Origin of the sequence: Streptomyces sp. NPDC088762 (assembly GCF_044750905.1) — a bacterium.
Lineage (GTDB): Bacteria > Actinomycetota > Actinomycetes > Streptomycetales > Streptomycetaceae > Streptomyces.
In genome coordinates, this window is sequence record NZ_JBIVKT010000005.1 from 348,942 (window position 1) to 372,059 (window position 23,118).

The 23,118-nt window shown below is 73.6% G+C and carries 22 protein-coding genes; 11 read left to right on the top strand and 11 right to left on the bottom strand.

Translation table 11 applies throughout. The features are described 5' to 3' along the window. Positions 1 to 137: 137 nt before the first annotated feature. Positions 138 to 947: a molybdate ABC transporter substrate-binding protein gene (gene modA / locus ACIP5M_RS15780; RefSeq protein ID WP_401197037.1), complete on the bottom strand. Its 810-nt coding sequence runs from the start codon at positions 945 to 947 to the stop codon at positions 138 to 140. A gap of 228 nt (positions 948 to 1,175) precedes the next feature. On the opposite strand from modA, the gene ACIP5M_RS15785 reads away from it, so the two are divergent. Beyond that, on the top strand, positions 1,176 to 1,565 hold the full coding sequence (locus ACIP5M_RS15785) for an RNA-binding S4 domain-containing protein (RefSeq protein WP_401197039.1): 390 nt from the start codon (positions 1,176 to 1,178) through the stop codon (positions 1,563 to 1,565). A 30-nt stretch (positions 1,566 to 1,595) separates the two neighbouring features. On the opposite strand, the gene ACIP5M_RS15790 is transcribed toward ACIP5M_RS15785, so the two are convergent. The 3 genes from ACIP5M_RS15790 to dhaK are packed head-to-tail and all read right to left on the bottom strand — an operon-like array spanning position 1,596 to position 3,675. Beyond that, positions 1,596 to 2,015: a PTS-dependent dihydroxyacetone kinase phosphotransferase subunit DhaM gene (locus ACIP5M_RS15790; RefSeq protein ID WP_401197042.1), complete on the bottom strand. Its 420-nt coding sequence runs from the start codon at positions 2,013 to 2,015 to the stop codon at positions 1,596 to 1,598. Continuing rightward, positions 2,012 to 2,617, bottom strand: coding sequence for a dihydroxyacetone kinase subunit DhaL (dhaL, locus tag ACIP5M_RS15795; protein WP_401197044.1), 606 nt, complete (start codon positions 2,615 to 2,617; stop codon positions 2,012 to 2,014). The genes ACIP5M_RS15790 and dhaL overlap by 4 nt, the downstream gene beginning before the upstream one ends. A 56-nt stretch (positions 2,618 to 2,673) precedes the next feature. Continuing rightward, on the bottom strand, positions 2,674 to 3,675 hold the full coding sequence (dhaK, locus tag ACIP5M_RS15800) for a dihydroxyacetone kinase subunit DhaK (RefSeq protein ID WP_401197046.1): 1,002 nt from the start codon (positions 3,673 to 3,675) through the stop codon (positions 2,674 to 2,676). A 190-nt stretch (positions 3,676 to 3,865) separates the two neighbouring features. On the opposite strand from dhaK, the gene ACIP5M_RS15805 reads away from it, so the two are divergent. The 4 genes from ACIP5M_RS15805 (at position 3,866) to ACIP5M_RS15820 (ending at position 8,108) form a co-directional block, all read left to right on the top strand. Beyond that, positions 3,866 to 4,282, top strand: coding sequence for a VOC family protein (locus ACIP5M_RS15805; protein WP_401197048.1), 417 nt, complete (start codon positions 3,866 to 3,868; stop codon positions 4,280 to 4,282). Between the two features lie 122 nt (positions 4,283 to 4,404). Beyond that, complete coding sequence (locus ACIP5M_RS15810) at positions 4,405 to 5,391, top strand: NAD-dependent epimerase/dehydratase family protein (RefSeq protein WP_401197051.1); 987 nt, start codon at positions 4,405 to 4,407, stop codon at positions 5,389 to 5,391. 87 nt (positions 5,392 to 5,478) lie between these two features. Beyond that, positions 5,479 to 7,389: a potassium channel family protein gene (locus tag ACIP5M_RS15815; RefSeq protein WP_401197223.1), complete on the top strand. Its 1,911-nt coding sequence runs from the start codon at positions 5,479 to 5,481 to the stop codon at positions 7,387 to 7,389. 56 nt (positions 7,390 to 7,445) lie between these two features. After that, positions 7,446 to 8,108 carry an alpha-ketoglutarate-dependent dioxygenase AlkB gene (locus ACIP5M_RS15820; protein WP_401197053.1) on the top strand — a complete coding sequence of 221 codons (663 nt, stop codon included), beginning with the start codon at positions 7,446 to 7,448 and terminating at the stop codon, positions 8,106 to 8,108. A gap of 18 nt (positions 8,109 to 8,126) precedes the next feature. On the opposite strand, the gene ACIP5M_RS15825 is transcribed toward ACIP5M_RS15820, so the two are convergent. Then, a complete protein-coding gene (locus tag ACIP5M_RS15825) occupies positions 8,127 to 8,417 on the bottom strand; it encodes a YkvA family protein (RefSeq protein WP_401197054.1) in 291 nt (96 codons plus the stop codon). Positions 8,418 to 8,460: 43 nt separating this feature from the next. After that, on the bottom strand, positions 8,461 to 8,925 hold the full coding sequence (locus ACIP5M_RS15830) for a MarR family winged helix-turn-helix transcriptional regulator (protein WP_401197057.1): 465 nt from the start codon (positions 8,923 to 8,925) through the stop codon (positions 8,461 to 8,463). A gap of 130 nt (positions 8,926 to 9,055) precedes the next feature. Here ACIP5M_RS15830 and ACIP5M_RS15835 point away from each other — a divergent pair, with 130 nt between their 5' ends. Beyond that, positions 9,056 to 9,622 carry a DoxX family protein gene (locus ACIP5M_RS15835; RefSeq protein ID WP_401197060.1) on the top strand — a complete coding sequence of 189 codons (567 nt, stop codon included), beginning with the start codon at positions 9,056 to 9,058 and terminating at the stop codon, positions 9,620 to 9,622. A 63-nt stretch (positions 9,623 to 9,685) separates the two neighbouring features. Then, complete coding sequence (locus tag ACIP5M_RS15840) at positions 9,686 to 11,479, top strand: glycoside hydrolase family 15 protein (RefSeq protein ID WP_401197063.1); 1,794 nt, start codon at positions 9,686 to 9,688, stop codon at positions 11,477 to 11,479. A gap of 75 nt (positions 11,480 to 11,554) precedes the next feature. Here ACIP5M_RS15840 and ACIP5M_RS15845 read toward each other — a convergent pair whose 3' ends face one another. Next, entirely contained in the window at positions 11,555 to 12,382 is an 828-nt protein-coding gene (locus ACIP5M_RS15845) for a helix-turn-helix domain-containing protein (protein WP_401197064.1), read from the bottom strand. 127 nt (positions 12,383 to 12,509) lie between these two features. Here ACIP5M_RS15845 and ACIP5M_RS15850 point away from each other — a divergent pair, with 127 nt between their 5' ends. After that, entirely contained in the window at positions 12,510 to 13,538 is a 1,029-nt protein-coding gene (locus ACIP5M_RS15850; protein WP_401197066.1) for an NAD(P)-dependent alcohol dehydrogenase, read from the top strand. A gap of 52 nt (positions 13,539 to 13,590) precedes the next feature. Here the strand turns inward: ACIP5M_RS15850 and ACIP5M_RS15855 are convergent, their stop codons facing one another. From ACIP5M_RS15855 to ACIP5M_RS15865, 3 genes are all read right to left on the bottom strand, one after another. Further along, positions 13,591 to 14,997, bottom strand: coding sequence for an APC family permease (locus tag ACIP5M_RS15855; protein ID WP_401197067.1), 1,407 nt, complete (start codon positions 14,995 to 14,997; stop codon positions 13,591 to 13,593). 310 nt (positions 14,998 to 15,307) lie between these two features. Then, the gene (locus ACIP5M_RS15860; RefSeq protein WP_401197070.1) at positions 15,308 to 17,509 is read right to left on the bottom strand and encodes a SpoIIE family protein phosphatase; all 2,202 of its coding nucleotides are present in this window, start codon (positions 17,507 to 17,509) and stop codon (positions 15,308 to 15,310) included. Positions 17,510 to 17,526: 17 nt separating this feature from the next. After that, the gene (locus ACIP5M_RS15865; protein WP_401197072.1) at positions 17,527 to 18,954 is read right to left on the bottom strand and encodes an MFS transporter; all 1,428 of its coding nucleotides are present in this window, start codon (positions 18,952 to 18,954) and stop codon (positions 17,527 to 17,529) included. 127 nt (positions 18,955 to 19,081) lie between these two features. Between ACIP5M_RS15865 and ACIP5M_RS15870 the strand changes: the two genes are divergently transcribed. Together ACIP5M_RS15870 and ACIP5M_RS15875 are read left to right on the top strand one after the other, a co-directional pair. Next, a complete protein-coding gene (locus ACIP5M_RS15870) occupies positions 19,082 to 19,993 on the top strand; it encodes a LysR family transcriptional regulator (RefSeq protein ID WP_401197074.1) in 912 nt (303 codons plus the stop codon). Between the two features lie 169 nt (positions 19,994 to 20,162). Next, the gene (locus ACIP5M_RS15875) at positions 20,163 to 20,903 is read left to right on the top strand and encodes a class I SAM-dependent methyltransferase (RefSeq protein WP_401197076.1); all 741 of its coding nucleotides are present in this window, start codon (positions 20,163 to 20,165) and stop codon (positions 20,901 to 20,903) included. 15 nt (positions 20,904 to 20,918) lie between these two features. Here the strand turns inward: ACIP5M_RS15875 and ACIP5M_RS15880 are convergent, their stop codons facing one another. Then, the gene (locus tag ACIP5M_RS15880; protein ID WP_401197079.1) at positions 20,919 to 21,827 is read right to left on the bottom strand and encodes an alpha/beta hydrolase fold domain-containing protein; all 909 of its coding nucleotides are present in this window, start codon (positions 21,825 to 21,827) and stop codon (positions 20,919 to 20,921) included. A gap of 211 nt (positions 21,828 to 22,038) precedes the next feature. Between ACIP5M_RS15880 and tdh the strand changes: the two genes are divergently transcribed. Next, positions 22,039 to 23,067, top strand: a complete 1,029-nt coding sequence (gene tdh, locus ACIP5M_RS15885) for an L-threonine 3-dehydrogenase (protein ID WP_401197082.1) — start codon at positions 22,039 to 22,041, stop codon at positions 23,065 to 23,067. The last annotated feature ends 51 nt before the right edge of the window (positions 23,068 to 23,118 follow it).

The window sequence follows — 23,118 nt, forward strand, 5'->3', positions numbered from 1 at the left end:
GGGCTCGTGTCCGGCGTCCACCGCGCGCCCCCGGGCCGGCCCTCTCCGTACGGTCGGGCCCGCGTGAACGCCGTGAGGGGCTGCCTGTCCCCCCGGACCGGGCAGTCCCTCACGGCGTGCCGGACGCAGGGCGAGGACTACGGCTGCTGGAAGCCCGCTTCCTGGAAGATCTTCTGCGCCTCGGGCGTGCTCAGCCAGGCCAGGAACGCGGCCGCGGCTGCGGCGTTCTTGGACTGCTTGAGCGTGGCGGCCGGGTAGGAGGCCACCACGTTCTGGTCGTCCGGGATGTCCACGGCGGCGACCTTGTCACCGGACTTGGCGGAGTCGGTCTTGTAGACGAGACCGGCATCGGCCTCACCCAGCTCGACCTTGCTCAGGACGGCCCGGACGTTCGGCTCCTGGGACACGGGCTTCACCGTGACGCCCTGCTTGTCCAGGATTTCCCTGCTGTACCGGCCGACCGGGACCTCCGGCGCGGCGAGCACGACCTTGATCTTGCCGTCGGCCAGGTCCTTGAGGTCGTCGACCTTGAAGGGGTTGCCCTTGCCGGTGGCGATGACCAGGCGGTTCTTGGCGATGACCTTGGCCTCGCCGGTCTCGGCCCGCAGACCGTCCATGGTCTTCGTGTCGGCCGTGGCCAGGGCGTCGGCGGGCGCGCCCTGCTTGACCTGCGCCGCGAGCTCCTGCGAACCGGCGTAGGAGAAGGTGATCTTCGTACCCGGGTGGGACTTCTCGTACGCCGCACCCGCCGCGTTGAACACGTCGGTGAGGGAGGAGGCGGCGAGGACCGTGAGGTTCACGGCCTTGGGCTCGGCGGACGCGGAGGAGGAAGCGCCGGCCCCGCCCTTCTTCTCGCCGTCGCCGCTGTTGCCGCAGGCGGTCAGCGGGACCAGGAGAGCGGCGGTCAGCGCGGCGGCGGCGCGGCGGCGGGACGCGTTCAGGGACATGGGCGGAGCTCCTCGGTCGGGTCTGCGGACGGCGGGTGCCGGTTCCGCCCGGGCGGGCGACCCGCGCCGGTGACGGGCGGAGCGGGACTGCATGTGCGACAAGGTAGGGCCAAGCTTGGCGCATTTGCAATTCTCTTGGGTTGGTATACGTGGCAAGTGCTGCCCCTCTTGTTCAATCCCCCAAAAGTCGTTCCGCTTTCCCACGCCCCGCTCGCTAGAGTCGGGGACATGGCAGAAGACGTAACGGGAACGGAAACGGGCACCGTGCGGGTGGACGCGTGGATCTGGTCCGTGCGCCTGACGAAGACCCGCTCGGTCGCGGCCACCGCCTGCCGGGCGGGCCACGTGAAGGTCAACGGGGAGCGGGCCAAGCCGGCGCAGCCGGTGCGCGCGGGCGACGAGGTACGGCTCTTCCACGCGGGGCGAGAGCGGATCGTCGTCGTCCGCCGGCCCGTGTCGAAGAGGGTGGGGGCTCCGGTCGCCGCCGAATGCCTCATCGACAAGAGTCCTCCGCCGCCCACGCCCATCGAGGCCGCCGTGGTGGGCATCCGCGACCGCGGAGCGGGCCGCCCGACGAAGCGCGAACGCCGCGAGATCGAATCCCTCCGCGGGCGCTGACCCTGGCCGGCGCCTGCGCTACGGGCCCGCTCAGGCCTTGCGGTACGCGTACGCCTCGCCGGCGGTCGATTCGACCGCCGGCAGCGCGGCTCCCGCGGAGGCGGCGACCACCGCCGCCACCGCGCCCTCCACGAACGGCGCGTCCACCAGCCGGGAGCCGGGCGGCAGTTCGTCCTCCAGCAGCAGTGACTTCACCGTGAGCACCGAGCTTCCCAGGTCCGCCAGCAGGGCGATCCCGGCGCCGCGGTCCACCTCCCGCGCGGCCGCGACGATCAGCTCCGCGCTCGTGCCGATGCCGCCGTCGGCCGTGCCGCCCGCCGCGGCCACCGGGGCCATCGGGCCACCCCCCGCCAAGCCCTTGGCCAGCTCCGCCACAGAAGCGGCGACCGACGCGCTGTGCGACACCAGCACGATGCCGACCAGGCCGTCGCCCTCCTGCGCGCCCGTCACAGCACGCCGTCCGCGACGTCCGCCAGCGCCCCCAGCAGCAGCGCCGACGAAGTGGCGCCCGGGTCCTGGTGACCGACGCTCCGCTCGCCCAGGTAGCTCGCCCGGCCCTTGCGCGCCACCATCGGAACCGTCGCCATCGCCCCGTTCTCCGCCGCGTCCCCGGCCGCCCGGTACGAGGTGCTCAGCGCGGCGACCCCCGGCACCAGGGCGTCCAGCATCGTCTTGTCACCCGGCGCCGCCCCGCCCAGCTGCGCCACCGCGCCGACCCCGGCGTACAGGGCCTTGCGCAGGTCGTCGTCCGAGACCTCGGCGGCCTCCCCGAGTTCCCGGCCGGTGCGCCGCAGCAAGGTCCCGTACAGCGGTCCCGAGGCGCCGCCGACCGTCGAGATCAGCGTCCGCCCGGCGAGCTGGAGCACCGCCCCGGGTGCCGCCGGGGCCTGTGCGTCCAGAGCCGCGCGCACGGCGGTGAAGCCCCGCAGCAGATTGCTCCCGTGGTCGGCGTCCCCGATGGGGGAGTCGAGCTCGGTCAGCCGGTCCGCCTCGCGCTCCACCGCGGCCGCGGCGGCCGCCATCCACCGCCGGAAGAAGTCTGCGTCCCGCACCGGATCTCCTCGCCTCGCACCTACGGCCAGTCCCACCGCAACCTTACGGACACCCCCTACCCCCAGCGCAGCGCCGCCGTCCGGACGGGCGCGTCCCACAGCCGCAACAGCTCCTCGTCGGCGCGGCACAGCGTCACCGAACACCCCGCCATGTCCAGCGAGGTGACGTAGTTTCCGACGAGCGCCCGCGCCACCGGCACGCCGCGGGCACCCAGCACGCGCGCCACCTCCGCGTGGAACCCGTACAGCTCCAGCAGCGGCGTGGCCCCCATCCCGTTGACCAGCGCCAGCACCGGCCCGTCGGCCGGCCCCACCTCCGCCAGCTCCTCCAGTACGGCGCCCACCGCGACCTCCGCGATCTCCCGCGCCGGCATCACCGCGCGCCGCTCCCGGCCCGGCTCGCCGTGGATCCCGACCCCCAGCTCCAGCTCCCCGGCCGGCAGATCGAAGGTCGGACCGCCCTTCGCGGGCGTGGAGCAGGCGCTCAGGGCCACCCCGAAGCTGCGCGAGCACGCGTTGACCCGCCGGGCGACCGCCGCGACCCGCTCCAGCGGCGCGCCCTCCTCGGCGGCCGCCCCGGCGATCTTCTCGACGAACAGGGTGGCTCCGGTGCCGCGCCGCCCGGCGGTGTACACGCTGTCGGTGACCGCCACATCGTCGTTGACCAGCACCCGCTCGATCCGCAGGCCGTCCTCCTCGGCGAGCTCGGCGGCCATCTCGAAGTTCAGCACGTCCCCGGTGTAGTTCTTGACGACGAACAGCACCCCCTGCCCGGCGTCCACGGCCGCGGCGGCCCACAGCATCTGGTCGGGCACGGGAGAGGTGAACACCTCCCCGGGACACGCGGCCGACAGCATCCCGTACCCCACGAACCCGGCGTGCAGCGGCTCGTGTCCGGAACCGCCCCCGGACACCAGGCCGACGCGCCCGCCCTCCCGCGCGTCCCGCCGTACGACCACCCGGCGTTCCACGTCGACGTCCAGCTCGGGATGGGCGGCCGCCATCCCCCGCAGGGCGTCGGCGACCACGGTCTGCGGGCTGTTGATCAGCATGCTCATGCGTATCTCCCGGTGGGCCTGACAGATGGGCCACCATGCTGGCCCATGTGCGGCTCTCCTGACGACTCGCCAGGCGCCGGGCGTTCACCCACACGGTGCGGCGTGCCTGGCGCGCGACGTGCGACCACCGCCATCAGTCTGGAGCCGGGGGGTCACCGGAACCGATCGCGCACCACGAAAGGAAGACCTCGTGCCTTCTCGCCTCAACCCGTACATCAGCTTCGACGGAGACGCCCGGCAGGCCATGGAGTTCTACCAGGGGATCTTCGGCGGCGACCTGAAGACGCACACCTACGGCGAGTTCGGGGCCAAGGAGGCCGCAGACGCCGCCGACAGGATCATGCACAGCATGCTCGAGACGGACAGCGGCTTCACGCTCATGGGCGCCGACAACCCGCCCGGGCAGCCGTTCAAGCCCGGCAACAACATCTCCGTCAGCGTGAGCGGGGAGGACGCCGACGAGCTGCGCGGCTACTGGGAGAAGCTCTCCGCCGGCGGCACGGTCGCGGTCCCGCTGGAGAAGCAGATGTGGGGCGACGTGTTCGGCATGTGCACGGACCGGTTCGGCATCACCTGGCTGGTCAACATCAACCAGCGGCAGGGATAGGCGGCAGGGCGGGCCGGGGCGGGCCGTCCGGGTCGGTGCAGGCCGGGTGGGTCCCGGCCGGCCGGCTCCGCTGTCAGCGAAGGCGGCTGTCCGCCCGGGGCGCGCGGTGCTTGGGTGTCGGGATGGACATACTGGTTCTGGGCGGAACGGCATGGGTGGGCCGCGAGCTGTCGCGCCAGGCCCTGGAGCGCGGGCACCGGGTGACGTGCCTGGCACGTGGCGAGAGCGGTCACGTGGCCCCCGGTGCACGGCTGGTGGCCGCCGACCGGCGCGACCCCGCGGCGTACGAACCCCTCGCCGACCGGGAGTGGGGCGCGGTCTTCGAGGTGTCGTGGCAGCCCGGCTTCGTCCGGGCGGCGCTCGCCGCACTCGGTGGCGCGGCCGCCCACTGGACGTACGTGTCCTCCGTCAGCGCCTACGCCTCCCACGACGCCCCGGGCGCGGACGAGTCCGCGGCCCTCCTTCCCCCGACCGACCGGAGCGAGACCGACCGCTCCCTGTACGGCGAGTCCAAGGTCGCCTGCGAGCAGGCGTCGGCGGCCGCCGTGGGCGAGCGCCTCCTCATCGCCCGCGCCGGACTCATCGGCGGCCCGGGCGACCACAGCGGCCGCTCGGGCTACTGGGCCGCCCGCGCCGCACGCGATCCCCGGGGCCCCATGCTGGTTCCCGACGAACCGGCGCTGCCCACGCAGACGGTCGACGTGCGGGACCTCGCGGGCTGGCTCCTCGATGCCGCGGAGGCGGGGACCACCGGCACCTACGACGCCGTCGGGCCCGTCGTTCCGTTCGCCGAATGGATCGACCTGTGCCGCGCCGCGGGCGGGCACACCGGCCCGGTGGTCACGGCCGACTCGGCCTGGCTGCTCGCGCAGGGGGTGGCCGAGTACATGGGGGAGGAGTCCCTGCCCATGTGGCTGGTAGACCCGGGCTGGACCGGCTGGTCCGCCCGCCACGGGGCCGCGGCGCGCGCCGCGGGACTCCGGCACCGGCCCCGGGCGGAGCTGGTGGCCGACACCCTGCGCTGGGAACGCGAGCAGGGCCTGGACCGGAGCCGCCGCTCGGGCCTCAGCTCCTCGCGCGAGCGCGAGCTGCTCGACGCCCTCGGCTGATCCCGCCGTCCTGCCGTTCCGGCAGGGCATCCTGTGCGGGTGCAGCCGAACCTCTCCCAGAACCAACTCCCCGACGCCGACGGCCGGATGGTCGTGTGCGGCGACGACGGCCTGTCCCGTCGGCTCGCGGCCGAACTCCGCGACGTGTACGAGGAGCGCGTGACGCTCGTGGTGCCCGCCGCCCGGAACCCCCGGCCGGCACTCGGGCACCGGGGAACCGGCCGAGGCCTCGCACTGTTCGGCCGCGTACCGGCGGCCCGGTCCCGTACGACGGCCGCCGGGCGACCGCCCGAGAGCGAGCTGCGGGTACTGGAGGCGGCCGAGCCGGACGAGGAGGTGCTGGCCGCGGCCGGGGTGGCCGGAGCCGCCGCGCTCGCGCTCGTCTACGAGGACGACGACACCAACATCCGGGCCGCCCTGGTGGCCCGGCGCCTCAACCCGAGGCTGCGGCTGGTGATCCGGCTCTACAACCGCAAGCTCGGCCAGCACCTGGAAGAGCTGCTGGACCAGGCGGCGATCGTCGCCGAGCCGGAACTCGACCGGCGGGAGCTCGACTCCTCGACCACGGTGCTCTCGGACGCCGATACGGCGGCCCCCGCCCTGGCCGCCAGCGCGATCGCCGGAACGAGCAAGGTGGTGCAGGCGGACGGGCTGCTGCTGCGCGCGGTGGAGCGCACGCCTCCGGGCCCGGGTGAGGTGGCCGACCCGGGCCTGTGCACGCTCGCCCTGCTGTCGGCGACGGCCACCGACCCGGCGGGCAGCGAGAGTTCCGTGCTCGGCGGCGAACGCGGCCTGCAACTCCTCCCGGACGCCCCCGCGGTGGCCGCCGCGACCGGGCGGGGCATCGTGGCCCTGGAGGCAATCACCCATGTCGGGCCGGGGCAGGCCCCGGCGCGGCGAGCGGCACGTTTCAACGCCGCTTCCCTGCCGGTTGGTTACCTCTTCTCGCGGCGGTTGCGCTGGTCACTGGCCGGCATCGTGCTGGCCGTGACCGCTCTCGCCGTGGCGTCGTGGGTGACCACGGGCGACCATCCGCTGCACGCCGCCTACATCACGCTGCTGGACATCTTCGCGATCAACGATCCGGCCCTGGGTCAGCCCCCCGAGCGCAAGACGCTGCAGATCCTGGCCGGATTCGTCGGCCTGCTCCTCCTGCCGGTCCTCGTGGCCGCCGCACTGGAGGCGTTCGGCGCCTTCCGGACGGCCAGCGTCCTGCGCCGCCCGTCCCGCGGCCAGTCGGGTCACGTCGTCCTGCTCGGACTGGGCAAGATCGGAACGCGGGTCCTGGCGCGGCTGCGGGAGCTGGACATCCCGGTGGTGTGCGTGGAGTCGCACCCGCAGGCCCGCGGTCTGGCCCTCGCCCGGAGCCTGCGCGTTCCTGTGGTCCTCGGCGACGTCACCGAGGAAGGCGTGCTGGAGGCGGCCCGGGTCCACCGGGCGCACTCGCTCCTCGCCCTCACCAGCTCCGACACCACCAACCTGGAAGCCGCCCTGTACGCCCGAACGGTCAAACCCGGCCTGCGGGTGGTGATGCGCCTGTTCGAGGACGACTTCGCGACGGCCGTCTACCGCACCCTGCGCGCGGCCCACCCCGCCGCCCTCACCCGCAGCAGGAGCGTGACGCACCTCGCCGCCCCGGCGTTCGCGGGGGCGATGATGGGCCGGCAGATCCTCGGAGCCATACCCGTGGAGCGCCGCGTCCTGCTCTTCGCCGCGATCGAGGTGGCCGGCCATCCGCAGCTGGAGGGGCTGACCATCGCCGACTCCTTCCGGCCGGGGGCCTGGCGGGTGATCGCCCTCGACACGGACGCACCCGAGGACCGCCGTCCCGACCTGTCCACCGCCCACGCCGAGGATCCGGCCCGGCAGCCCGGGCTGGTGTGGCAGCTGCACCCCGGCTACGTGCTGAAGGCCGAGGACCGCGTCGTGCTGGCGGCGACCCGCCGTGGCCTCGCCGAGATCCTCGGCCGCAGGGCGGCCCGCACTCCGGGGCCGTGAACGAGCGGGCCCCGCTATTCGCGCAGATGTTCGGTTCGTGGGGTTAGAGTGGTGGCATGCACGCAGTCCGAGGAGCCCAGGGAAACCGGGCACTGCCGGGCCTGCAGGGATCCCTCTTCGACCAGGGCGACGAGATCCTGCTCGGCCCGCTCGCCGGCCTCCGGCGCACCGCGCTCGGCGCGGGCGCCTGGGTGGACCACCTGCCCGGCTGGCTGAGCGGCGCCGACGCGCTCTTCGAGCGGCTCGCCGCCGAGGTGCCCTGGCAGGCCGAGCGGCGCCAGATGTACGAGCGCGAGGTCGAGGTGCCGCGGCTCCTCGCCTTCTACGGAGAAGGGGAGGAGCTCCCGCACCCCGTCCTCACCGAGGCCCGTGAAACCCTCACCCGCCACTACGCCCCCGAACTCGGTGAGCCCTTCGTCACCGCCGGGCTCTGCCTCTACCGCGACGGCCGTGACAGCGTGGCCTGGCACGGCGACCGGACCGGCCGCTCCTCCACCCAGGACACCATGGTCGCGATCGTGTCGGTCGGCGACCCCCGCGATCTCGCCCTCCGCCCCCGGGACGGAGGCCCCACCCTGCTGCGGCTGCCGCTGGGCCACGGGGACCTCGTCGTCATGGGCGGCTCCTGCCAGCGGACCATGGAGCACGCGGTCCCGAAGACGGCGCGGGCCGTCGGCCCCCGCATCAGCATCCAGTTCCGTACCCGGGGAGTCCGCTGACCGTCCGGCCCGCACTGCTCACGGCGTGGCCGGGTCCTTGCCGGGCAGGTGGGCCGCCGCCGCGTGGAGGGAGCGCAGGGCCAGCAGCAGGACGCCGATGTCGTCCAGGTACACCGGATCCGGAATCAGATCCACCGGTGAGATCGTGTAGAGGACGGCGACCCAGAACAGGGCCTTGTCGCGCAGCGGGATCCCCGCGTCGAGCAGCAGCCGCCGCGCCTTGAAGACCCGCACGAGCAGCACGGCCGCGCAGAGCGCGAGTCCGGCCGCGATGACCGCCGCCAGAATGAGCCAGACCTTTCCGTCCATTGCGCTCGTATACCCGGATCGGGTGCCCGCGTACCGGGGCTGCTCAGGCGCCCTGCGCGCGCAGCCGCCGGCCGACCTCGCCCAGTCCGTCGGCGAGCGCGTCGAGCTGCTCGGGGGTGAGCACGTCGACGAGGATCTCGCGGACCGTGGCCACGTGACCCGGCGCCGCCTCGTCCAGCCGGGCGCGGCCGGCCTCGGTGAGGACGGCGAAGACGCCCCGCACGTCGGAGGGGCAGCTGCGGCGGCGGACCAGCCCGGCCTTCTCCATCTGAGTGATCTGGTAGGTCAGCCCGCTCTTGGAGTTGATCAGGCCATTGGCGAGTTCGGTCATGCGCAGTTCGTGCCCGGGTGCCGCGGCGAGGCGCACGAGGATCTCGTACTGCGGGTGGGAGAGTCCTGAGTCGTCCTTCAGCTGCTGGTCGAGACGGCGGTTCACCAGGGCCGACGCGGCGAGGAACCCGCTCCAGGCCCGCATTTCGCGTTCGTCCAGCCATCTCGTTTCAGCCATGGGATCAGGGTACACGGGTTGTTCGAATTTGAATCACTGGTTAGGGTCACTGACCGGCGGTTCGAATTTGAACAACACCCGATTGCCCGTCCCCGCACCCTCGGCCGCCCGACCGGAAGGAACCCCCACGATGACCACCCCCTCCGTCACCTCGGCGAACACCCCCGCGCAGACCCGGACGACGCTGACGGCGCATGACCTCACCCCGTCCACCCCCGGCCACGACACCGGCCTGCTGCTCCTGCGCCTCGTCCTCGGCCTGACCATGGCCGCGCACGGCTCCCAGAAGCTCTTCGGCTGGTTCGGGGGCGGCGGCGTCAGCGGCACCGGCCGGTTCTTCACCGCCAGTGGCTACCCCGCCGGCGACGCCATGGCCGTCCTCGCCGGTCTGACCGAGACCCTCGGCGGCCTCGGCCTCGCCGTCGGCCTGCTCACCCCGCTCGCCGGCGCCGCCGTCGTCGGCACCCTCATCAACGCGATCGCCGTGCACGGCGCGGGTTCCTTCTTCGCCCCCGAGGGCATCGAGTACGAGCTGCTGCTGACCGCGGGCGCCGCGGCCCTCGCCCTCACCGGCCCCGGCCGCTACGCCGTCGACCGGTTCCTGCCCGTGCTCCGCAGCCACCGCCTGGCCCACGGCGCCCTCGCCGTATCCCTCGGCGTCGTCCTCGCCGGCGTGCTGCTCCTCGTACGGAGCTGACGCACCCGCGGGTGCCCGGGGCCGGCCTGATTGGCCCCGGACATTCGCGGGAAGAGCGATCAAATGACACAACCCATCGAAGACTACGCACTCATCGGCGACCTCATGACCAGCGCGCTGGTCGGCCGTGACGGGTCCATCGACTGGCTGTGCCTGCCGCGCTTCGACTCGGCGGCCTGCTTCGCCAGACTCCTCGGCGAGGAGGAGAACGGCCATTGGCGCATCGCACCCCTCGGCGCCGCCGAAGGGGAGCAGTGCACCCGCAGGGCCTACGTGGACGGCTCCCTGATCCTGGAGACCTACTGGGAGACCGACACCGGCACCGTCAAGGTCATCGACTTCATGCCGCAGCGCGACGTCGCCCCCGACGTGGTCCGCATCGTCGAGGGCGTCTCCGGCAGGGTCAGGATGGGCAGCACCCTGCGCCTGCGCTTCGACTACGGCCACGTCGTCCCCTGGGTCCGCCGCATCAACGGCGACCGCGTCGCCATCGCCGGGCCCGACTCCGCCTGGTTTCGCAGCGAACCCCCGGTCCGCACCTGGGGCGAGGACAACAGCACCCGCTCCCAGTTCCCGATCACCGCCGGCCGGCGCGTCGCCTTCGTCCTCACCTGGCACCCCTCGCACGAGCCGCGCCCCGAGCCCATCGATCCGTTCCAGGCCCTGGAGCAGAGCCTCGCCGACTGGCGGGAATGGGCGGCCCAATGCCGCTACGAAGGCCCCTACCGGGAGGCCGTGACCCGCTCCCTGATCACCCTCAAGGCCCTCACCTACGCCCCCACCGGCGGCATCGCCGCCGCGGCCACCACCTCCCTCCCCGAAGAGCTCGGCGGCGTCCGCAACTGGGACTACCGCTACTGCTGGCTGCGCGACGCCACCCTCACCCTCGGCTCCCTCCTCGCCACCGGCTTCCTCGACGAAGCCCTCGCCTGGCGCGCCTGGCTGCTGCGCGCCGTCGCCGGCGACCCGGCCGACCTCCAGATCATGTACGGGATCGCGGGCGAGCGGCGGATCCCCGAGGTCGAACTGCCCTGGCTGCGCGGCTACGCCTCCTCCGCCCCCGTGCGCGTCGGCAACGCAGCGGTCAACCAGCTCCAGCTCGACGTGTACGGAGAGGTCCTCGACTCCCTGCACCTGGCCCGCGCCGCGGGAATCCCCTCCGAGCACCACGCCTGGCGGATCCAGCTCGCCCTGCTCGACTTCCTGGAGCAGAACTGGCGGCGGCCCGACGAAGGGCTGTGGGAAGTACGCGGCCCGCGCCGCCACTTCGTGCACTCCAAGGTGATGGCCTGGGTCGCCGCCGACCGGGCCGTGCGCACCCTGGAACACGACCCTTCGATGCCCGGGGACGTCGAGCGGTGGCGCACCATGCGGGACGAGGTGCACCGCGACGTCTGCGAGAAGGGCTACGACCCCGAACGGGGCACCTTCACCCAGTACTACGGCTCCCGCGAACTCGACGCGGCCACCCTCCTCATCCCCAGGGTCGGCTTCCTGCCCCCCGACGACCCCCGCGTCATCGGCACCGTCGACGCGGTCCGGGAGGAGCTGGGCCAAAGCGGCCTGGTCCGCCGCTACAGCACCGAAGGCCCCTCCGTCGACGGACTGCCCGGCGACGAAGGAGCCTTCCTGGCCTGCTCGTTCTGGCTGGCCGACGCCCTCTACCTGACGGGCCGGCCCAAGGAGGCCCGTGCCCTCTTCGAGCGGCTGCTCGCCGTGCGCAACGACGTGGGACTGCTCGCCGAGGAGTACGACCCCGTCGCCCGCCGCCAACTCGGCAACTTCCCCCAGGCGTTCAGCCACGTGGGCCTGGTCAACACCGCACTCACCCTGGCCCGGGAGGAGGAGGGGGACTGAGCGGAAGTCTCCCCCTTGCATCCCGTCGGCTTCCGCTGCACGGGAGTGCAGGAAGAGCTGCCGGTAGCGGCAATGTCAGGGCTGTGCGCCGGCCTTGCGGGTCTCCTCGCGGCGGCGCAGGAGGTCGGCGGTGGCCGCGTCGGCCGGGAGGAAGGCCTCCAGGTGCAGTTCGGCCAGCGTGACGTCCACGGCCGTGGCGAAGGAGGTCAGGGTGGTCAGCAGCCGCAGCTCGCCGCCCGCGCTGCGCAGTCGCAGCGGCACAGCGAAGCCGAGGTGGTCCGGCCCCGCCGGCGCCTCCGCCGGCAGATGGCCCCACAACTCCGCCAGCAGTGCGTCCAGTTCCGGATCCGGATGGGCCTGCGCGCGGCCCCGCAGGTTCTCCACGATGTGCCGCCCCCACGCCGCCAGGTTCAGCACGCGCGGCGCCATGCCCTCGGGGTGCAGCGCCAGCCGCAGCACGTTCACCGGCGGCTCCAGCAGGTGCGCCGCCGCGCCCTCGGTGAGCACCCCGAAGGCCTCGTTCGCCAGGACCAGTTCCCCGCGCGCCCCGGCGACCACCGCCGGGTAGGGCAGGTGGCCGGTCAGGATGGTCCGCAGGGCCGTCATGGCCGGCTCCAGGGCGGCCCCGTCCTGCGGGGACTCGGCGTAGGCAGGTGCGTAACCGGCCGCCAGGAGGAGGGAGTTGCGCTCCCGCAGGGTGAGCCCCAGGGATTCGGCGAGCCGCACCACCATCGCCCGCCCCGGCCGCGACCGGCCGCTCTCGATGAAGCTGAGGTGGCGCTGCGTGGTGCCGGCGAGCGTGGCCAGTTCGAGCTGGCTCATCCGGCGCAGCACCCGACGCCGGCGCACTTCGAGGGAGAAGGGGGAGGGCTCAACAGGTGCGGTGGGGGCGGTGGTGGCCATGGCCCCTTTCTAGCCGCCGCCCGGCGGACCCGGCGATTCCCCGCAGGGAATTGCCGCGCGTGTTCCCGCCGCGCAGCATCGGGGCCCGGAAGGACAACGGACCGACGGAACCGCCCTGGAGGCCGGGATGCGTGCGTACCACCTGGAAGCGTTCGGTGACATCGACGGGATCGTGCTGCGCGACAGCGGCCCTTCCGTTCCGGAACCGGCCGGGCCGACCGACATCGTCGTCGCGGTGAAGGCCGCCTCGCTCAACCGGCGTGACCTGCTGATCCTCCACGGGCACTACCCGCTGCCCGCTGTTCCGGGGGTCATCGCGCTCAGCGACGGCGCGGGCGAGGTCATGGCGGTGGGGGAGGCCGTGACCCGGTTCGCGGTCGGCGACCGCGTCGCCGGCACCTACTTCCCGCGCTGGCGTTCCGGCCGGATCACCCCGGGCGCCGTCGACCAGCCCGGCTGCACCCTCGACGGCATGCTGGCGCAGTACGCCGTCCTGGACGAGCAGAGTGCCGTACCCGTCCCCGCCCACCTGACCTGGGAGGAAGCCGCCACCCTGCCCTGCGCGGCGGTGACCGCGTGGAGCGCCCTGACCGGCGGGGACCCCCTGCTGCCGGGACAGACGGTACTGACCCTCGGCACCGGCCCGGTCGCCCTGTTCGCCGTGCAGTTCGCGAAGCTCCTGGGCTGCCGGGTCGTCTCGACGACCTCGGACGGGCAGAAGGCGGACCGGCTCAAGGCGCTGGGCGCGGACGCGGTCGTCGATTACGTGCGCGAGCCGGAATGGGGGGCCAGAGTAAAAGAGTTGACGGACTATCAGGGAGCGGACCTGGTCGTGGAGACCGGCGGGCCGGAGACCCTCGATCAGTCGGTGCGCGCCGCTTCCCTCTACGGCCAGATCGCCCTGCTCGTCACCGGCAGCGCGGGCAGGCCGGGGATCGAGATCTCGCACGCGGCGTACGCGTCGAGCCTGGCGACGATCCGAAGGGTCTTCGTCGGCAGCCGGGCCCGGTTCGAGGACATGAACCGGGCCGTCGCGGCCCACGGACTGCGCCCGGTCATCGGCCGCGTGCACTCCTTCGAGGAAGCGCACGCCGCCTACCGCGGCTATGCCACCGACGCACCCTTCGGAAAGGTCGTCATCCGGGTGGCCGAATAGGGGGCGCCCGGCCGACGGCCGGACACCCCCTGCGGCTTACGCGGTGATCTCCTTACGCGGCGATCCCCTCGCCGTCCTCCGGAATGCTGACCAGCCAGCGCGTCTCGCGCCGCGGCCGCAGGTACAGCGCCCAGTACAGGGTGGCCGCGGCGGTGATCCCGCCGGTCCACAGCAGGTACTGGGTCTCCTGCTGGGTCAGGATGTACCCGAGTACGAGGATCAGCAGGACCGGGACGGCCGGCCACAGCGGCATCCGCCAGGCGGCCGCCTCGCGGTGCGCCCCGCGCCGGCTGAACAGTGCGGCAACCGCCACCAGCAGGTACATGCCGGTCACCGAGACGCCGGTGACCCCGTACAGCGTGTCGAGGTTGACGAAGCACATCGCCGCACCCGGGACACCGACGAGCAGGGTGGCCACCCACGGCGAGCCGAAGCGGCCCAGCTTGGACAGCGCCTGGTTGACGGGCTCGGGCCAGGCCTTGTCGCGGGCGGAGGCGAAGAGCACCCGCGAGTTCTGGATGACCATGACGATGCCCGCGTTGATGATGGCCAGGGCGACGCACAGGCTCACGAAGGTGCCGACGGCCGAGTTGGACCAGGCGGTCACCATCCCGCCGAGGTCACCGGCGGCCAGCGCGTCCAGGTCCGGGGAGCCCATGGTGATGGCGATGACCGGGACCAGGATGACGGCGGTGGAGATGGCGAGCGTGAGCAGCACGGTGCGGGCGACGTTGCGCCGCGGGTTCTCCAGTTCCTCCGACAGGTAGACGGCGGTCGAGAACCCCTGGGTGATGAACAGGGCGATGGCGAGTCCGGAGACGACCATCATCGCGGTGACGGTGGACGTGCCACCGCCCTCGGCGGCGACGGTGCCGTGCACCAGCGCGTCGGCGCCGCGCTCGCTGTGCGCGAAGCCCAGGACGGCGACCAGGGCGGCCGCGATGACCTCCAGGACCAGGAAGATGCCGGTGATCCAGGCGTTGGCCCGCAGGTCGAGGAGACCGGCGAGGGTGGCGAGCAGCATGACGCCGCCGCCCGCGACCGGTGCCGGTATGTCGACCACCGGGGCGAGGTAGTCGGCGGTGCCCATGGCGATCACGGGCGGCACGATCATGACGACCAGCAGGGACAGGACGAAGACCAGCCACCCGGCGAGCCGGCCGGCCATCGTGGACACCATGGCGTACTCGCCGCCCGCGCTGGGGATGAGCGTGCCCAGTTCGGAGTAGCAGAACGCCACGCCGATACAGAGCAGCGAGCCGATGGCGATGGTGAGGGCGGTCCAGGTGCCGAGACTGGCGAAGAGGTCGGGTACGACGACGAAGAGCGTCGAGGCGGGCGTCACGCACGAGAGCGTGAGCAGGGTCCCTCCGACGACGCCGATGGAACGCTTGAGCTTCTGGGGGACGGGCCCGGTGGCGGGGGAGAGGGCCTGTGGTGCGCTGATGGTGTCAGTCATCGGTGCGGGGTTCCGATCGGCAGGTGCGGTGAATGAGCGCGGGAGCGGTATCGCCTCCGAGGCGGTGGTGAGCAGGTGGTTCCGTGGCTCCCGGGCCGACATGCAATCTCCGCGAGATCCGCAGGTCAAGGGTTGTTCACCTGCGGATTCCATCGTTGGGGAGCCCCGCCGGGGCTGATCACGACGTAAAGACGGTGTAAGCGCTGCCCGAGAGGCGTGTGCGGGAACCGCAGCCCGGCCGCCGAAGAATTTCCCTCCGCTTTGCCCGATCCAGCCCGCCGGTGATCCACTCCTCCCCCCGGCGTGCCTCCTAGGTACGGGAGGCCAGCAGCAGGGCGATGTCGTCCGGCCGGTCCGGGGCGCTGCCCGCTTCCGCGATCAGCCGGTCCGCCGCCTCGGTCAGCGGGGTCGGGCTGGTGGCCGCCAGGGCCATCCGCAGCCGTTCCACCCCGAGGTCGATGTCGGAGCCGGCCACCTCCACCAGCCCGTCCGTGTACAGGGCCAGCAGCGAGCCCGGCTCCAGCCGCAGCTCCGTGACCGGGTACGAGGCCTGCGCGTCGATGCCGAGCACCACCCCGCCCGCCAGGTCCAGTACCTCCGTCCGGCCGTCCGGGTGGCGCAGCAGCGGCTGGGGGTGCCCGGCCCGGACGGCCGAGGCGGCTCCCGTCGCCGGGTCGAGGACCACGTAGCAGCAGCTCGCGAACTGGCCCGGGTCGAGGTCGATGAGCAGCTGGTTGGTGCCGCTCATCACCTGCTCCGGCGTACTCCCGGTGAGCGCGAAGGCCCGTACGGCGCTGCGAAGTTGCCCCATGGTGGCGGCCGCCGGCACGCCGTGGCCCTGGACGTCCCCGATGACGAGGGCCAGCGGACCCGCGGCGGTCTCGATGACGTCGTACCAGTCGCCGCCGACGTCCATTCCGGCGGTGCCGGGGACGTAGCGGCCCACCGTGGCCACGTGCTCGCGCACCGGCAGTCGGTGCGGCAGCAGCGCCGCCTGGAGCCCCCGGGCGAGCGCCGCCTCGGTGTCGTAGCGCCGCGCCCGCTCCAGCGCCTGCGCGATCAGCCCGGCGAGCGCGGTCAGGACCGTACGGTCCTCCGGGCTGAAGCCCCGCGGCTGGTCGAAGCCGAGGATGCACGAGCCGACGGGCCGGCCGGAGGCGATCAGCGGCAGGAAGGCGCGGGCGCCGACCGAGGCGTCCAGCGGCAGCCCCGGGTAGGCGGAGGCCAGGTGGTCCATCGACTCGAAGAACAGCGGGCGGCCGGAGGTGAGCGTCTCCACCCCCGGCAGCCGCACGTCGAGCGCGACCCCGTCGAACGGGTCGAGGAACCCCTTGGGGAAACCGGTCTCCCAGGCGAGGTGCAGGTGCCGCTCGTCGAGGAGGTAGATCGCCAGCTGGCGGCCGCCGAAGGCGGGCAGCAGCTCCTCGGTCACCACCGCCGACACCTGGCGGGCCGTGACCGCCTCGGTCAGCGCGATGGCCAGGGCCACCGGCCGGTACAGCGCGGACGCCCGGTCCGCCGGTGAGCCGAGGCCCGCCCCCGGGTGGACCGTGGACGGCGGCGCGTAGCCGGGATCCGGGGTCGCGCTGATGGTCACGGTCACCCCGTCGGGCGCCGGGTACAGGTCCACCGACAGCCACTCGACCGTCGGCTCCCGGCCGCGGCGGGCCGCGAAGTGCACCGGCTCGGTGGACAGGAACACCGCGCGGAAGTGGTCCTCGTACGCCGGGTGCCCGAGCCAGGGCAGCGCCTCCCACAGCACCTGCCCGCGCAGCCGCGCCCGGCTGCTGCCGAACAGCTCCTCGGCGGCGGCGTTGACGAAGCCGATCCGGCCCTGCCGGTCCATGGACAGCACGGCCTGCGCCAGCCGGTCCACGGCCGCCCGGGCCTCGCCGGAACCGGTGCCACCGGTGGATCCGCCCGGCGTCGCATCGGGCGCCGGCGACGGCATGTACACGGCCACCGGGGCGCCCTCCCAGACCACCGGCAGCCCGGCCGCGGTCAGCGCCGCCAGCTCCCGGGCCAGCCGGTCCGCGGTGTCGCGCATCCGCTCCCGGTCGGGGGCGCCCACCGGCAGCCCCGGCGTCACCTGGCGCAGTACGAACAGGACCCCGAACCGCTCGCGGCCCGCGGTGACCGGCTCGTACAGCGAGGCGAAGGGGAAGGGCAGCCCGGCCATCAGCTGGGGGAACCGGCGCATGGCCGACTCCACGTCGGGCAGGTGCACCGCCTGTCCGGAGCGGAAGGCCTCGGCCACCGGGTACGGGCGGTTCACCTGCATCCGCTGCCAGGGCCGGAACAGCGGCACCGGGAGCCCCGTGACCGCGGCCAGCAGGAGCAGGTCCGGGGTACCGGAGCGCAGGTAGACCCCGCCCGCGTACCCGCCGACGGCCGCCACCACGTCGACAGTGGCCCGGGCGACCGCCTGGGCCGTGGCGTCAGGGGCGGGGCCGCTGCTGTCCGGTCTCCCCGTCACACCGCCAGCATGCGCCCTCGGCGGTGTGCCCTGCATCCCGGCCCGGATGCGCGCTACCCCTTCGGCGCGCCGCTCCGGTACCCGGCCACCACGGCGGCCGAAGCGAGCAGCAGCACCACGGCCACCGTGCGCAGCGCCGCCCCCATCGCGCCGGTGAAGGCCGCGATCTGCGCCGGGTCACGGGGGTCCCCGTGGAAGCGGGAAGCCAGCACGGTGCCGACCACCGCCACGCCCAGCGCGGCGCCGATCTCCCGGGCCGCGGTGTTGAGCCCGGAGCCGAGCCCGGCCTGGTGCGCGGGCAGCTCGGCGACCACCGTCAGGGTCAGCGCGGGCGCGCACAGCCCGGTGCCGACGGACAGCACGAGCAGGTACAGCGCGTACACGGCGTACGGGGTGCCCGCGTCGGCGGTGGAGACCAGCAGCAGCCCCGCCCCGATCAGACCGAGCCCCGCCCCGACCGGCAGCCGGGGCCCGGTCCGCTCCTGCAGCCGGGCGCCGAAGCGCGGCACCAGGGCCATCCCGATGGTCAGCGGGACGATCGCCAGGCCCGTCAGGGCCGGGGAGAAGCCCTTCGCGTACTGGAGGTACTGGGCGTTGACGAAGAACAGCGCGAACAGCCCGAAGAAGGCGGTGCCGATGCCGAGCGCCCCGGCGCGCAACCTGCGCGAGGCGAACACCCGCGGGTCCAGCAGGGGGCGGGCGGCGCGCAGTCCGTGCACCGCGAAGGCCGCCAGCAGCAGGGCACCGGCCGCGAAACCCGTCAGCACGCGCACCGAACCCCAGCCGTACGAGGGCCCCTCGATGATCCCGTACACCACGCCGAGCAGGGCACCCGCCAGCAGCAGGGCCCCCAGGGGATCGACGGCCGCGTCGGGCCGCGACGCGGTGCGGGGAACCGTACGGGCGACCGCGAGCGCGAGCAGCGCACCGAGCGGGACGACGGCCCAGAACAGCGCCCGCCACGTCAGGAACTCACCGGCCAGGCCCCCCGCGACATTGCCGGCCAGACCCCCGAGGCCCGCCGACAGCGTCCAGGTGGCCAGGGCCTGGCCGCGCCGTTCGGGCGGGCTCAGGTGGATCAGGACGGACATGGTGGCCGGCATGATCAGGGCCGCGCCCGCCCCGCACACGCCGCGCCCGGCGATCAGGACCGCGGGGGCCGTGGCGAGGGCGCTGAGCGCCGCGCCCGCGGCGAACAGCGCGAGCCCGCCGAGCAGGGCGCCCTTGCGGCCGTAGCGGTCGCCGAGCGCACCGGCCGGGATCAGCAGCGCGGCGAAGACGATCACGTACGCGTCGACCGCCCACAGCAGCTGACCGGGGCTCGGCCGCAGGCTCGACGCGGCGAGCTGGGGGATCAGCAGGTTGACGGCCGCGACCATGCCCTGGGCGACCAGCACGCAGGCGCACAGGACGAGCAGGGCGGGCCGGGAAAGGCCCGGGGCCGGTTCGGCCCGGGTCGGATTCTGGGCATGGCGGAGCACGGCTCCTCCTCGGAGTCGGTGGCGGGTGGCGGTGGGATGCGGCACACGGAGGTGCCACGGGCATCTCCCTTGAGCCACCGTAGAGTTGGGGAGACCTGCTTTCCAGTGCAAGTTCTGCAAGGGATGAATGCACGTGACGCAATCCGGATCCGGGCCCTGGGACCTGAACCTGCTCGTCGCCCTCGACGTCCTCCTCGAGGAGTCGAGCGTGTCCCGGGCCGCGGCCCGCCTGCACCTCTCCGAGCCCGCCATGAGCCGCACCCTCGGCCGGATCCGCAAGGCACTGGGCGACCCCGTCCTGGTCCGGGCCGGCCGGACGATGGTCCCGACCCCGCACGCCCTGGCCGTACGGGGCGAGGTGCGGGCCGTCGTCGAACGGGCCCGGGCGCTGTTCCTGACCGGCGGTCAGGTCGACCTGGCCACCCTCACCCGCACCTTCACGGTGCTGGCCAACGACGCCTTCACCGCCGTCCACGCGGCGACGCTCCTCACGCGCGTGAAGGCGGAGGCGCCGGGCGTGCGGCTGCGCTTCCTGGGGGAGAGCCACGTGGACGTCCCGGCCCTGCGCGAAGGCGTCGCCGACCTGGAACTCGGCGTCGTCGACACCCGTTCCCCGGAGGTGCGGGTCGAGCACCTGTCCGACGAGCGGATGCTGGCCGTCGTCCGGCCCGGCCACCCCCTGCTCCGCGGGCGCGTCACGGCCCGCCGCTTCGCCGCCGCCGAGCACCTGGTCGCCTCCCGGCGCGGCCGCCTGCAAGGCCCGGTGGACGCCGCCCTCGCCGAACAGGGCCTCACTCGGCGCGTGGTGGGCAGTGTCGGCACCTTCCCCGCCTCCCTGTTCGTGCTGCGCGAGAGCGACCTCGTCGGCCTGCTCACCACCCGGACCGTGCCGCTCGCCGACGCGCTGGGTCTGGAGACCTTCGAGGTCCCGCTCGACCTGCCGACGCTGCCGTTCGGGATGGCATGGCACCCGCGGCACGACGCCGACCCGGCGCACGCCTGGCTGCGGACCTGCGCCCGCGAGCTGGCTCCCTCCTGAGCGGGAGGGGACCCCGGTGGACGCCGCCGACGCGGCCGTGAGCGGCGGCGATAGGCCGACCGCATCCCTCGTCCGGGGGACGCACGGGTGTACGGGCCGTCCTGCGACGCGCCGCGGGGCACGATACGCACGCGTCACCCTCCCCCGGCGGGCCACCGGAAGGCAGAGCATGCGGTACCAGTACGACACCATCGGCGAGCGCTTCGCGGAGTCCAAGAGCACGGCCGCCTTCTCGGCGGCGGACACCCACACCCTCCTCGGCGCCCTCGACGCGCTCGGCGGGGTACGCGGGCTCGACACCCTCGACCTGGCGTGCGGATACGGCTACAACACCCGGCTGCTGGCCCGCGGCGGCGCCCGCCGCACCGTCGGCGTGGACATCTCCGAGGAGATGATCAGACTTGCCCGCGAGCACGAGGAGGCCGAGGAGCGGCAGGGCAGCATCGAGTACCTCGTCGCCGACGCCGCCGGCCTCCCCGACCTCGGGCCCTTCGACCTCGCCACCGCCGTCTACCTCTTCAACTACGCGCCCGACCGCAGCTCCCTGCACGCGATGTTCCGCTCCGCCCGCACCAATCTGCGCGCCGGCGGGAAACTCCTCGCCATCGTCCCCAACGCGGGGGCCTACCCGCGCGTGGACTGGTCGCCGTACGGGGTCCGCATCCTCGACCGGGTCCACGAGGGCGACGCACCGCTGCTCAAGGCCCACTTTCTCACGGAGCCGCCGGTCCCCTTCGAGTTCCGCGAATGGTCCCACGCCGACCTCGCCGAAGCGGCCGTCGACGCGGGCTTCGCCACGGTCGGCTGGCAGCCGAACCGCACTCCGCCCCCCGACCCCGTCCGCGACGAGGCGTACTGGACGGCCTACCGCGCCTGGCCGGTCAGCTCGCTCATGACCTGCACGGCGTAGCGCGATGTCCGGGGATCACAGGTCGGCCGCCGCCCGCACCAGCTCGACGATCCGCTCGCGCGCGGCCCGCCCCTCCGGCACCGGCAGCAGGGGATAGCCGTGCGGCAGCCCGGCCTCCTCGTGGAACTCCACCTCCGTGCCCGCCGCCCGCGCCCGGCGCAGCAGCTCCCTGCTGTCCGTGCTCAGCACGTCCCGGGTCCCGGTGAACACCGTCAGCGGCGCCAGCCCCCCGAAGGACCCCCGCAGCGGACTCACCAGCGGATCCTCGACGGCCAGCGTGCCGGCGTACAGCCGCCCCGCCTCCCGCAGCCCCGGGCGGCTCAGCAGCGGATCGGCCGCCTCGAGGCCCGCCTGGTCCGGGTGGCTCATGGTCACGTCCAGCCAGGGCGACATCAGCACGATCCTGGAGGGCTGCGCCCCCGTGCGGTCGCGCAGCCGCTGCGCGGCGGCCAGCGCCAGCCCCGCCCCGGCCGAATCACCGATCAGCACCGTCCCGCCCGCGCCGCCGCCCTCGATCAGACCGCTGAGGAGGTCGGCGGCGACCGGGACCGTCCGGTCGGCCGTCCCGCGCGGGGCGAGGACGTACGCCGGTACGACCACCCGCGCCCCCGCCCGCGTCACCAGGGTCCGGATCAACGCCCAGTGCGGACGCACCAGTTCGCCGATGTAGCCGCCGCCGTGCACGTACAGCACCTGGGACGCCGGCTCGCTCCCGAGCGGAGACACGTCGTACACCGGCCAGGCCCCCACGAAGGTCCGCGAGATCTCCGCGACCCGGCCCAGCGAGCGCGGCGGCAGGTGCGAAGCAGGCCGGCGGGCGGACTGCGCCACCCGCGCCCGCACGGCCTCGGCGCTCCCGAGCCGTCTTCGCCGTCCCACCGCGATCAGCGCCGCCGACAGCGCCCTGCTGCGCAGACTCGGCACGCCCCTCACCTCCCCATTCCCCCCGGACCTCCCCGGTCCGGTTCCCGGCCCCGTCACGGGAGGAGCATAGGCGTGAAGCTGCGCTGTCGACCCGCTTAAGAAAGTCTCGATGGACTGATCACCGCGCCGGTCGGCAGATTGGTGCCGTCACCGACGCCGCCCGGGCCCGCACGCCCGCGGCGCCCCCTTCCGCATGCCTGGAGCCACCCCCATGAAGGCACTCGTCAAGCACAAGGCCGAGCCCGGGCTGTGGCTCATGGACGTCCCCGAGCCCGAGTACGGCCCCGGCGACGTGCTCATCAAGGTGCTGCGCACCGGCATCTGCGGAACCGACCTGCACATCCGTGCCTGGGACGGCTGGGCGCAGGGCGCGGTCAAGACCCCCCTCGTCCTCGGCCACGAGTTCGTCGGCGAGGTCGCGGCGCTCGGCGCGGACGTACGGGACATCGAGATCGGCGCCCTCGTCAGCGGCGAGGGCCACCTGGTGTGCGGCAAGTGCCGCAACTGCCTGGCCGGCCGCCGCCACCTGTGCCGCAGCACGATCGGGCTCGGCGTCGGCCGCGACGGCGCCTTCGCCGAGTACGTGGTCCTGCCCGCCCAGAACGTGTGGGTGCACCGGACCGCCGTCGACCTGGACGTGGCGGCCATCTTCGACCCGTTCGGCAACGCCGTGCACACGGCGCTGTCCTTCCCGCTCGTCGGCGAGGACGTGCTGATCACCGGCGCCGGCCCGATCGGGATCATGGCGGCGGCCGTGGCCCGGCACGCCGGCGCGCGCAACGTGGTCATCACCGACGTCAGCCCCGAACGCCTCGAGATCGCCCGCAAGGCGGGAGCCACGCTCGCGGTGAACGTCGCCGAGACCTCCATCACCGACGCCCAGGCGCAGCTCGGCCTGCGCGAGGGCTTCGACATCGGCCTGGAGATGTCCGGCCGCGCCGAGGCGATGCGCGACATGATCGACAACATGACGCACGGCGGCCGGATCGCCATGCTGGGCCTGCCCGCGCAGGAGTTCCCCGTGGACTGGGCCAAGGTCGTCACCTCGATGATCACCATCAAGGGCATCTACGGACGAGAGATGTTCGAGACCTGGTACGCGATGACCGTGCTGCTGGAGGGCGGCCTCGACCTGTCCCCCGTCATCACCGGCCGCTACTCGCACCGCGACTTCCAGGCCGCCTTCGACGAGGCGTCGACCGCCCGCAGCGGCAAGATCATCCTCGACTGGACCGCGTGATCACTTAGCCGCGCCGGGGACACCCGGAGGGACACGGCCCGGCGCTGATCC